The 10,559-nt window shown below is 63.5% G+C and carries 7 protein-coding genes and 2 pseudogenes; all 9 read left to right on the top strand.

Annotated features, from left to right (window positions below; translation table 11 throughout):
* Positions 1 to 315 precede the first annotated feature (315 nt).
* The 9 genes and pseudogenes from ACM6UT_RS22775 to ACM6UT_RS22815 all read left to right on the top strand — a co-directional run bounded on the left by ACM6UT_RS22775 (position 316) and on the right by ACM6UT_RS22815 (position 10,034).
* A complete protein-coding gene (locus ACM6UT_RS22775; protein WP_416799574.1) occupies positions 316 to 624 on the top strand; it encodes a type II toxin-antitoxin system RelB/DinJ family antitoxin in 309 nt (102 codons plus the stop codon).
* Positions 621 to 914, top strand: a pseudogene (locus ACM6UT_RS22780) (type II toxin-antitoxin system RelE/ParE family toxin). The gene ACM6UT_RS22775 and the pseudogene ACM6UT_RS22780 overlap by 4 nt, the downstream one beginning before the upstream one ends.
* Positions 915 to 1,399: 485 nt before the next feature.
* Positions 1,400 to 1,486 (top strand): K(+)-transporting ATPase subunit F, encoded by an 87-nt coding sequence (gene kdpF, locus ACM6UT_RS22785; protein ID WP_416799580.1) that lies wholly within the window; start codon positions 1,400 to 1,402, stop codon positions 1,484 to 1,486.
* 13 nt (positions 1,487 to 1,499) lie between these two features.
* The gene (kdpA, locus tag ACM6UT_RS22790; RefSeq protein WP_416799575.1) at positions 1,500 to 3,209 is read left to right on the top strand and encodes a potassium-transporting ATPase subunit KdpA; all 1,710 of its coding nucleotides are present in this window, start codon (positions 1,500 to 1,502) and stop codon (positions 3,207 to 3,209) included.
* Positions 3,210 to 3,219: 10 nt separating this feature from the next.
* On the top strand, positions 3,220 to 5,256 hold the full coding sequence (kdpB, locus tag ACM6UT_RS22795; RefSeq protein WP_416799576.1) for a potassium-transporting ATPase subunit KdpB: 2,037 nt from the start codon (positions 3,220 to 3,222) through the stop codon (positions 5,254 to 5,256).
* 2 nt (positions 5,257 to 5,258) lie between these two features.
* On the top strand, positions 5,259 to 5,828 hold the full coding sequence (gene kdpC, locus ACM6UT_RS22800) for a potassium-transporting ATPase subunit KdpC (RefSeq protein ID WP_416799577.1): 570 nt from the start codon (positions 5,259 to 5,261) through the stop codon (positions 5,826 to 5,828).
* A gap of 7 nt (positions 5,829 to 5,835) precedes the next feature.
* Complete coding sequence (locus tag ACM6UT_RS22805; protein ID WP_416799578.1) at positions 5,836 to 8,529, top strand: ATP-binding protein; 2,694 nt, start codon at positions 5,836 to 5,838, stop codon at positions 8,527 to 8,529.
* Entirely contained in the window at positions 8,526 to 9,215 is a 690-nt protein-coding gene (locus tag ACM6UT_RS22810; RefSeq protein WP_416799579.1) for a response regulator, read from the top strand. The genes ACM6UT_RS22805 and ACM6UT_RS22810 overlap by 4 nt, the downstream gene beginning before the upstream one ends.
* Positions 9,216 to 9,400: 185 nt before the next feature.
* Positions 9,401 to 10,034: pseudogene (locus ACM6UT_RS22815) on the top strand (tyrosine-type recombinase/integrase).
* Positions 10,035 to 10,559: the final 525 nt, after the last annotated feature.

Consider the following 10,559-nt stretch of genomic DNA (forward strand, 5'->3'; position numbering starts at 1 on the left):
AGATAGTCAGCGCGGCGCAAAAGGACATGGGATGACCGCTTAGGGACGAGAGCGGCCGCAATCGGAGCGCCACTGGTTGCCCAATCTAGAAGAATAACAATGCCAGCAAAGCTGCTGGACGACTGAGTCGCGGGTCTATTTCCCATCAAGGCGTGCTCAGATCCGGCTTGCGCGCATTCTCAGGTCGGTTCGCCTCCCGACTGCGACCACGCGGATCTGCAGTCCTATGTATGCAAAAGAATATCTCCGGCATGTAGAGAATGCTAGTATTTGTCATTCGATTGCATTACATTGCGCGTAATAGAGGAATCGTTCATGGCCGCAAATGCTCTTGTTCAAACTCGCATCGATGCCGAGGTCCGGGATCGTGCCTCCGCCGTGCTTGAAAGCATGGGGCTGACTGTTTCAGATGCCGTGCGGATCCTGCTGACCCGAACTGCCAACGAAGGCTCTCTCCCGCTTGAGCTCGTAACTAGCAGTGAGGGACATGATGCCTGGTTCCGGTCGAAAGTGCTCGAGGCGCTGAATGACACCCGGCCCGACATTCCCGACAATGAGGTCGAGGCCCATTTTGCGGAGCGTCGAGCAGCGGCCCGGCGCAGAGCACGCGACCTGAAAACGTGAAGCTCGTCTGGTCCGCCTTCGCGCTCTCAGATCGCGACGGCATATTCACGCATATTGAGGTCGATAATCCTACCGCCGCGATCTCGGTCGACGAACGGATCATGGCTGCGGCCCGTTGACTTCAGGACCTCCCGGAAAGCGGTCGTCCTGGCCGGATTGCGGGGACACGCGAACTGGTCGTTTCCGGTACGCCTTATGTCGCCGCCTACATTGTGACGGAGACGACAGTCCGCGTACTGCGTGTCCTTCACGCGGCGCAGCAATGGCCGGATGTTCTTCCCGGAGATTGACGTCGCCAGCTTGATAATTTCGTCATTCCTCTGGCGACAACTTTAGGATCCGTATCGATCGACGTAAGAAGGTTGATTTCTCGGTGCGTTAGATAATCAGACGCACTACCCGCGGTTCGTTTCTGTTCAAGACCATTCGAGTTGCGGTGGCTTCGGCAGTTATGCATCCCATTTCCGTCGTTTCCGGTGAAAACGTCGCCCGATAAGCAGACATTTAGCCCGGACGGCACAAGACACTGCGCGGTGCCGTTCCCGCCACTGGCATGGGGCAATAGTTGGCCGTGCGAGCCCTCTCCTTATCTTTTCTTTATCTCGACCACGCCTCTTCCCAATCGAAGTCTGACCCGAAGCGCGCTTAATCCTGTGTCCGTATCAACAGGAGAACCGGACATGTTCGACTTCATCTTCATCGCACTTGGCGCTGGCACGCTTCTCGTGCTTGCGCTCTATGCCCGCGGGCTCGACCGGCTGTGAGGAGGGCAGAAATGCTTGAACCCCTTTCCGGCCTTCTCGTCGCCGTCGCCCTCGGCGTCTATCTCGTTGTGACGCTGCTGCGTCCCGAGCGGTTCTGATCGGGAGAGCGTCATGACCCTCATCGGATGGCTTCAGATCAGCTTCCTCTTCCTTGCCGTTCTCGTCGCTATCAAGCCCCTCGGCCTCCACATGGCCCGGGTGTTCTCCGGCGAACCGACCCTTCTAACTCCGGTCGTCGGCCGGCTCGAGCGTGACCTCTACAGCGTGAGCGGCATCAATCCGGAGAAGGAGCAGAGCTGGCTCGCCTATACGCTTGCCATGCTCGCCTTCTCGCTTGCCGGCTTCCTGGTGCTCTATGCGATGCTGCGCCTGCAGGCCTATCTGCCGCTCAATCCGCAGGGCTTTCCGGGCGTGCCCTCGGATCTTGCCTTCAACACGGCAGTCTCCTTCGTCACCAACACCAACTGGCAGAACTATGGCGGCGAAACGACGCTCAGCCAATTCAGCCAGATGGCGGGGCTGACCGTGCAGAACTTCGTCTCTGCCGCGACCGGCATGGCACTCGCCGTCGCCTTGACCCGGGCGCTTGCCCGCTCGAAGGTGTCGACGCTCGGCAATTTCTGGGTAGACCTGACAAGGGCGACACTCTACGTCCTGCTGCCGCTGGCAATTCTTGTTGCGCTCGCCTTCGTCGCCATGGGCCTGCCGCAGACGCTCGATGCCTCTGTCACGGCCACGACGCTGGAAGGCGCCAACCAGGTCATTGCCCTCGGTCCGGTCGCGTCCCAGGAAGCGGTCAAGCAGCTTGGCACCAATGGTGGCGGCTTCTTCAACGTCAACGCCTCGCACCCCTTCGAGAACCCGAGTGCCTGGTCCAATTATCTCGACATCTTCGCCATGCTCTCAATCTCGGCAGCACTCGTCTACAGCTTCGGCCAGATGGTCGGGAACCGCAGGCAGGGCTGGGCGCTGATTGCGGCCATGGCGATCCTGCTAATCTCGGGCGTTGCCGTCACCTACTGGGCCGAGGCTCAGGGCAACACCATCCTGACGGCGATCGGCGTCGATCCCGCGCTCGGCAACATGGAAGGCAAGGAAGTCCGCTTCAGCCAGGCGATGACGGCGCTCTACGCAGCGGTTACCACGGGCCTGTCGGATGGCGGCGTCAACGGCATGCACGGCTCCTTCACCGGGCTTGGCGGTCTCGTGCCGATGTTCCTGATGCAGCTCGGCGAAGTTCTGCCGGGCGGGGTCGGCTCCGGTCTCTACGGCATGCTGATCTTTGCGCTGCTCTCCGTCTTCGTCGCGGGCCTGATGGTCGGCCGCACGCCGGAATTCCTCGGCAAGAAGATCGAAGGCCGTGAGATGAAGTTCGCCATGCTGGCCGTGCTCATCCTACCGCTGGTCATCCTCGGCTTTACCGCAGTCTCGGCCATGCTGCCCTTCGCGGTGGCAAGCATCGGCACGGCTGGCCCGCACGGCCTGTCGGAGATCCTCTATGCCTACACCTCGACCGCCGGTAACAATGGCTCTGCCTTCGGCGGTCTCACCGGCAATACCTTCTGGTATAACACCACGCTTGGCATCGCCATGCTGCTCGGCCGTTTCGCCTATGTCGTGCCGGTCATAGCGATTGCCGGATCGCTCGCCGCCAAGGTGAGGACACCGGCGTCTGCCGGCACTTTCCCGACCGACGGCCCGCTCTTCGTCGGTCTGCTGATCGGCATCATTCTCATCCTCGGCGGCCTGCAATTCCTGCCCGCGCTGGTTCTCGGCCCGATCGTCGAACACTTCGCCATGCTCGCCGGCCAGACCTTCTGAAGGAACCATCATGTCCAAAGAGAACAAGGCTCCCGGTCTTCTTGACCCCGCGATCCTGTTTCCGGCGATGCGCGATGCGGTCGTCAAGCTCGATCCGCGAAAGCTGCTGCGCAATCCGGTCATCTTCGTGACCGAAATCGTCGCGGTCGTCGTGACGATCCTCTTCATCCGCGACCTCGCCGGAAATCCCGCCGCGGCGGGCTTTTCCGGCCAGATCGCCGCTTGGCTCTGGTTCACCGTGCTCTTCGCCACCTTCGCTGAAGCCGTGGCCGAGGGCCGGGGCCGCGCCCAGGCTGACAGCCTGAAGAAGACGAAGTCCGAACTCGTCGCCCGCCGGCTCGGCAGCAACGGCAAGACGGAAACCATCCCGGCCTCCAGCCTCAAGGTCGGCGACGTGGTGCTGGTCGCCGCCGGCGAGCTGATCCCCGGCGACGGCGAAGTGCTCGAGGGCGTCGCCTCGGTCAACGAAAGCGCCATCACCGGCGAATCCGCCCCCGTCATCCGCGAATCCGGTGGCGACCGCTCGGCGGTCACGGGCGGCACGCAGGTGCTCTCCGACGAGATTAAGATCAAGATCACCGTCCAGCCGGGCTCGTCCTTCGTCGACCGCATGATCGCGCTGATCGAGGGGGCCCAGCGCCAGAAGACGCCGAATGAGATCGCCCTCTCGATCCTGCTGTCTGGCCTGACGTTGATTTTCCTCTTCGTCTGCGTCGCGATCTGGGGCCTGGCCGGCTATTCCGGCACGGTGCTCTCGGTCACGGTGCTGGCGGCGCTTCTCGTCACGCTGATCCCGACGACGATCGGCGGGCTGCTCTCGGCGATCGGCATTGCCGGCATGGACCGGCTGGTGCGCTTCAACGTGATCGCCACCTCGGGCCGCGCGGTCGAGGCTGCGGGTGACGTCGACACGCTGCTCCTCGACAAGACGGGCACGATCACCTTCGGCAACCGCATGGCAACCGACTTCCTGGCAGCACCCGGCGTGACCCCGGCGGAACTGGCAGAAGCGGCGCTCATCGCCTCGCTGTCAGACGAGACGCCTGAAGGACGCTCCGTCGTGGCGCTTGCTACGGGTGAGTTCGGCATTCCCATGCCGGAGCCGAAGTTCGACGCAGTCATCGGCTTCACCGCCGAAACCCGCCTCTCGGGCGTCGACATCGGTCAGCGCCGACTGCGCAAGGGCGCCGTCGATGCGGTGCTGAGGTTTGCCGGCCTCACCGAACAGGATGCGCCCGGCGAATTCCGCCGCGCCGTCGACCAGGTCGCCCGCACCGGCGGCACGCCGCTTGCCGTCGCCGACGGGGAGCAGCTTCTGGGCGTCATCCACCTGAAGGATGTCATCAAGCCCGGAATCAAGGAGCGCTTCGCCGCCCTTCGGGCCATGGGCATTCGCACGGTGATGGTGACCGGCGACAACCCGGTGACGGCAGCGGCCATCGCCTCGGAAGCCGGCGTCGACGACTTCCTCGCCCAGGCGACGCCCGAGGACAAGCTCGGCTATATCCGCCGCGAGCAGCAGGGTGGTCGGCTGATTGCCATGTGCGGCGATGGCACCAACGATGCCCCGGCGCTTGCCCAGGCGGATGTCGGTGTGGCCATGCAGACCGGCACCCAGGCCGCCCGCGAGGCCGCCAACATGGTGGACCTGGATTCCAGCCCGACCAAGTTGATCGAGATCGTCGAGATCGGCAAGCAACTCCTGATGACGCGGGGGGCGCTAACGACCTTCTCGATCGCCAATGATGTGGCCAAGTACTTCGCCATCATCCCGGCCCTGTTCGTCGCCACATATCCGACACTCGATGCGCTCAACGTGATGGGGCTTGCCTCGCCGCAATCGGCCATCCTGTCGGCCGTCATCTTCAACGCGCTCATCATCGTGACGCTGATCCCGCTCGCCCTGAAGGGTGTCGCCTATCGGCCCTCGGGTGCTGCGTCGCTGCTCCGTCGAAACCTGCTGGTCTACGGCGTCGGCGGCCTGACCCTTCCCTTTGCCGGGATCAAGGTCATCGACATCGCCGTCAGCGCTCTTCATCTGGTGTAATCATGCTCAATCATATCAGACCCGCCCTCACTCTGGTCGTCGCACTCACCGCACTCACGGGGCTTGCCTATCCGCTCGCGATCACCGGCATCGCCCAAGCGCTTTTCCCCGCCGAGGCCAATGGCAGCCTGATCGAGCGGGACGGGGCCGTCATCGGCTCCGTCCTCGTCGGTCAGAATTTCACCTCGGATCGTTATTTCTGGCCGCGCCCCTCCGCGACCGGCCCTGATCCCTACAACGCGGCAGCCTCTTCCGGCTCGAATCTCGGCACGACCTCGGCGAGGCTCAAGGAACGCGTCACGGCCGATGTCGGCCGGCTGACTGCGATCGGCATGATGTCGCCCGTCCCGGCCGATGCGGTTACGGCTTCCGGTTCCGGTCTCGACCCGCACATCTCGCCGGCCTTCGCTCGCGGGCAGATTGCTCGTGTCGCCATCGCCCGGGGCCTCGATCCGGTCGATCTTGCCTCGCTGGTCGAGCAAAGGATCGAGAAACCCGCGCTTGGCGTTATCGGCGAAGCGAGGGTCAATGTGCTAGAGCTCAATCTGGCACTCGATGCCCTGAAGATGTGAGAGATCGATGGCGGATGACGACCGCGGGGACGACCGACGTCCCGATCCGGATGCCCTACTTGCCTTGGCGGATAAGGACCGTCGGGGCAAGCTGACTGTATTTCTCGGCGCAGCGCCCGGTGTCGGCAAGACCTACGCCATGCTGTCGCGGGCGCGCCGGCTGAAGGCGGACGGCTTCGATGTCGTCGTCGGGCTGGTAGAAACCCATGGCCGCGGCGAGACGGCGGCGCTGCTGGGCGGGCTTGAACTGTTGCCGCGCCGTCAGGTGGCGCATCGCGGACGCATGCTCGAGGAGTTCGACCTCGATGCAGCACTCGCAAGGCGGCCGCGCATCGTCATCGTCGACGAGCTCGCCCATACCAACCCGCAGGACAGCCGTCACCCGAAACGCTACCAGGACATCGAGGAACTGATCGCCGCCGGGATCGATGTCTGGACGGCGCTCAACATCCAGCATCTCGAAAGCCTTGCCGACCTCGTGACCCAGATCACCGGCGTGACCGTGCGCGAACGCGTGCCCGATATCGTCTTGAAACGCGCCGACGAGGTACTGCTGGTCGACCTCGCCCCGTCCGAACTGATCGAGCGGCTGAAGGAGGGCAAGGTCTACCTGCCCGAGAGCGCCAGCCGCGCGGCGGATCGCTTTTTCCGGCTCGGCAATCTCACCGCCCTTCGCGACCTGGCGCTGCGGCGCACGGCCGACCGCGTCGACGACCAGATGGTCGACTATCTGCGGCAAAACGGAATCGACGGGCCTTGGGCGACGAGCGAACGGCTGATCGTCTGCGTCGGGCCGGATGCCCTTTCGGAAAAGGTGGTCAGGGTCGCTAGCCGTCTGGCCTCCGCGCTCAACGCCCCCTGGATGGTGGTGTCGGTCGAACAGGCCGACCGCGACACCGGAACCGCCGAACGGCTGCAGACGATCGAGGCGCTGTTTCGCCTCGCCGAACAGCTCGGGGCGGAGACACGCCACGTCATCGGCAATGACTTTGTAGGGGAGATCCTGAAACTTGCCCGACGGGAACACGCCACGCAGATCGTGGTCGGAGCGAGACGCCGCTCTAAGCTCGCGCACCTGTTCTCGCGCTCGCTGCCTGAGGCCCTCGCCCGGCGGGCCGGAGGCCTCGGCATCCATCTGGTCACGGCCGACCGGGGCGACGCTCGGCAGGGGCGTCTCGTCCTGCCGGTGGTGCTCCCGCTGGCGACGGTCTTTTCATCCGTCGTCACCGCGCTCGGTTTCGTCGTGGCTACCACGTTCTCCGGTCGGCTGATCGGGCTGTTCGTCGACCTGCCGAATATCTCGATCCTCTTCCTGCTCGCCGTGCTCGGCGCCTCCGTCACCGGGGGCTATCTCGCGGCCTTTCTCGCCGCCATCTTCTCGACGCTCGCCTACAACTTCTTCTTCATCGACCCAGTGCACACGTTTACGATCGCAGCACCGCACGAGGTGTTCGCGCTCTTCGTGTTTCTGGCGGTTGCCGTCGTTGCCGGCGGCTTTGCCTCGCGCATCCGCGAACAGGCGGAAGTCGCGCGCATCCGGGCAACGGCGCTGCAGACGCTCTACGACTTTTCCCGCAAGCTCGCGGGCACGGCCAAGACCGAGGACGCAGTCTGGCTCGCCGTGTCGCAGCTGCAGGCGAGCCTGAAGCGCAGGGTGACCTTGCTGATTGCCCCCGACGGCGAGCTTGTTCTGGCCGCCGCCTGGCCGCCGGATACCGATCTCGAGTTGACCGATCTGACAGCCGCGCGCTGGGCCTTCGACAAGAAGGAGGCGGCCGGCCATGGGACGGGGACGCTGCCCAACAGCCGGTTCGAGTTTCGCCCACTCCTCGGCCCGCACGGGATCGTCGGCGTTTGCGGCATCGAGCACGCGGCGGAACGGCTCGACCTCAATGCCGAACGCTCGCTCAGTGCCATCCTCGACCAGACCGCGATCGCGCTCGACCGGGCGCGTCTCGCCGAGGAAACGACGGAGCAGGCGGCGCGGCTGGAGGGGGAGCGTTACCGCGAGGCGCTGTTGTCGTCCATCTCGCACGATCTGAGAACGCCGCTTTCGACCATCACCGGCGCGGTGACCGGCCTTCGTGAGCTGGGCGACCGCATGACGGCGGAGAACCGCGACGACCTCCTGCAATCGATCGAGGAGGAAAGCGGCCGCATGTCGCGCTTCGTCGCCAATCTGCTCGACATGACGCGGATCGAGGCGGGTACCCTGAAGCCGAAGCGCGACTGGGTCGATGTCGCCGACGTCGTGCAGTCGGCGGTGGACCGCACGCGCAAATATGCGCCGGGCCGGGTGATCGAAACGGGGATCGCCGCGGGCCTGCCGCTCATTCGCGGCGACACCGTGCTCTTGTCCCAGGTGCTGTTCAATCTGCTCGACAATGCGGTGAAATATGGCGGCGACGAGCCGATCAACGTCTATGCCAGGCGCGACGGCAAGGAGGTGCTGATCTCGGTTACTGATCTCGGCCGCGGGATCCCGGCAGACGATCTGGACCGGATCTTCGAAAAATTCTATCGCAGGGGCAAGCCGGACGGACGGTCGCCGGGCACCGGGCTCGGGCTGTCCATCGCCCGCGGCTTCGTCGAGGCCATGGGCGGCGGGATCCATGCCGAGAGCCCGGCCGTGAAGAAACGGGGTACAAGGATCGTCATGCGCTTTCCCGCGAGCAGCGAAGACAAGGACAGCATCCGATGAGCCAGTCCCGGATTCTGGTGGTGGATGACGAGCCGCAGATCCAGCGCTTTCTGAAGCCGTCGCTTGGTGCCGCAGGTTACGAGGTGGTCGAGGCGGCAACGGGAGCCGAAGCACTCAAAGCCGTCGCCACCCAGGCGCCCGACCTGGTGATCCTCGATCTCGGCCTGCCGGACATGGACGGCAAGGAGGTCATCGCGAACCTCAGAGGCTGGTCGGACATCCCGATCCTCATCCTGTCGGCCCGCGACCGTGAAAGCGAAAAGATCGCAGCTCTCGACCTCGGCGCGGATGATTACGTCGAAAAACCCTTCGGCATCGGCGAGCTTACCGCCCGCGTCCGAACCGCGCTTCGCCACCGCGGACGCCGCGACGCCATTCCGACCGTCACGGAAATCGACGGCCTAACGATCGATCCCATCAAACGCCTCGTCTCGCGCAACGGCGAATCCGTCCATCTGACGCCGAAGGAATATGACCTGTTGCTGCTGCTTGCCCGCCACGCAGGTCGCGTCGTGACCCATCGGACACTGCTGAAATCAGTCTGGGGACCCGCTCACGGCGACGATCTACATTACCTCCGCGTCTTCATCGGTCAGCTGCGGCAGAAGATCGAGCGCGATCCGACCCAGCCTCGGATCGTGCGCACGGAGCCGGGCGTGGGCTATCGGATGGCTGAGCAGGAATGACGTCGAACGCCAGCGCCGCATCGAGCGTCACGCGCAGTGGCACAGTATCCGGGTGAACGACGGCTTTTCGTTACTTCACTCACAGGAAAGCCCTGCTTTCAAACTGCAGAAGCTGACGAGCGGGGTGTAGAGAACTTCGATTGTAGGTTTCTCCGTTGGCCAATGGTGGCCTAAGGAGAAGTCTGATGGGTATCGCACAATATGATCCTGCTGCATTGGGTCGTCCGGCCTGGAATGCCGGCCGGAAGGTCGGTGTGAAGAAGCCTCTCAAGCAGCGGCAGATATGGGCAATTCGTTTCTTCCTCGACAGAGAGGGACGCATGCGCGACCGCGCACTGTTTGACCTTGCAATCGACAGCAAGCTGCGAGGCGGCGATCAGGTGAAAATCAAGATCGGAAACTTGGTCACAGGACACGAAGTCCGAACCCGTGCCATGGTGGTCCAGCAAAAGACCGGTCGTCCTGTCCAGTTCGAGATCACGGCGGACGTAAGGGCGAGTCTGCTTGCTTGGCTTGAGTGCGGAGGCGGCACAGTCGATGACTACGCTTTCCCCCGGTCGGATCGACCATGGCGAGCATCTGAGTACCCGCCAGTATGCCCGACTTGTCGATGAATGGGTCACCGCGATCGGACTTCGACGCGAAGACTATGGTACCCACCCGCTCCGACGGACCAAGGCGGCGGTGATCTACAAGGCGACGGGCAATCTTCGCACAATCCAGATCTTGCTTGGGCATACCAAGATCGAAAACACTGTCCGATATCTTGGTGTAGACATCGAAAATGCTCTGGAGTTGGCGGAGCGAACTGAGATCTGACATCGCGCGCCCCGCTACGGCGGGGACGGTGCCAGTTATTCCGATTCAAATGCGAGACGTCCGCTTATCTGGGGTTTCCGACAGGAGCGGACTGTCCCCTCACGTGAAGAGTTTCGGGCGCCAGCAGGCAAAGCCAGATGTCCTCTGGTCAGGATTTCCAGATGGATAGCTGTTGTGTCAAAAGGGCCGACGGTTCGAAGCCAGTCAAGGCGACTCACATCCAACGGGGTTAAAGGGCCCGTGCGGCAATCGCTGGCTTAAAGCAGACCCGCGCGCCGGAGGCTGTCGGTCCCGGTTCCGGCTTTGCCGTCGCGATGCTAAACCTCCTGCGGCAACCCATTTAACCGGTCTTGCGGGAGGCGAACGGCTTTCGTGGTTCCCGCTACAGCTGGTATGCCCATTTCCAGTCGGGCGCATTCGTAACGGCCGTGAGCCGTCACGATTGAACCGCGCCATTGATGGCAATGACCGCCTGGCTTGGATCGTGTCCCGGCGAGTGGTGTAGCTGGGTGATAGCGAAGCCGC

Origin of the sequence: Ciceribacter azotifigens (assembly GCF_048159625.1) — a bacterium.
Classification (GTDB): Bacteria; Pseudomonadota; Alphaproteobacteria; order Rhizobiales; family Rhizobiaceae; genus Allorhizobium; species Allorhizobium azotifigens.

Excerpts from the sequence above, each read along its gene's own strand:
- ACM6UT_RS22775 (WP_416799574.1), top strand. The coding sequence starts at position 316 with ATGGCCGCAAATGCTCTTGTTCAAACTCGCATCGATGCCGAGGTCCGG.
- kdpF (WP_416799580.1), top strand. The coding sequence starts at position 1,400 with ATGCTTGAACCCCTTTCCGGCCTTCTCGTCGCCGTCGCCCTCGGCGTC.
- kdpA (WP_416799575.1), top strand. The coding sequence starts at position 1,500 with ATGACCCTCATCGGATGGCTTCAGATCAGCTTCCTCTTCCTTGCCGTT.
- kdpB (WP_416799576.1), top strand. The coding sequence starts at position 3,220 with ATGTCCAAAGAGAACAAGGCTCCCGGTCTTCTTGACCCCGCGATCCTG.
- kdpC (WP_416799577.1), top strand. The coding sequence starts at position 5,259 with ATGCTCAATCATATCAGACCCGCCCTCACTCTGGTCGTCGCACTCACC.
- ACM6UT_RS22805 (WP_416799578.1), top strand. The coding sequence starts at position 5,836 with ATGGCGGATGACGACCGCGGGGACGACCGACGTCCCGATCCGGATGCC.
- ACM6UT_RS22810 (WP_416799579.1), top strand. The coding sequence starts at position 8,526 with ATGAGCCAGTCCCGGATTCTGGTGGTGGATGACGAGCCGCAGATCCAG.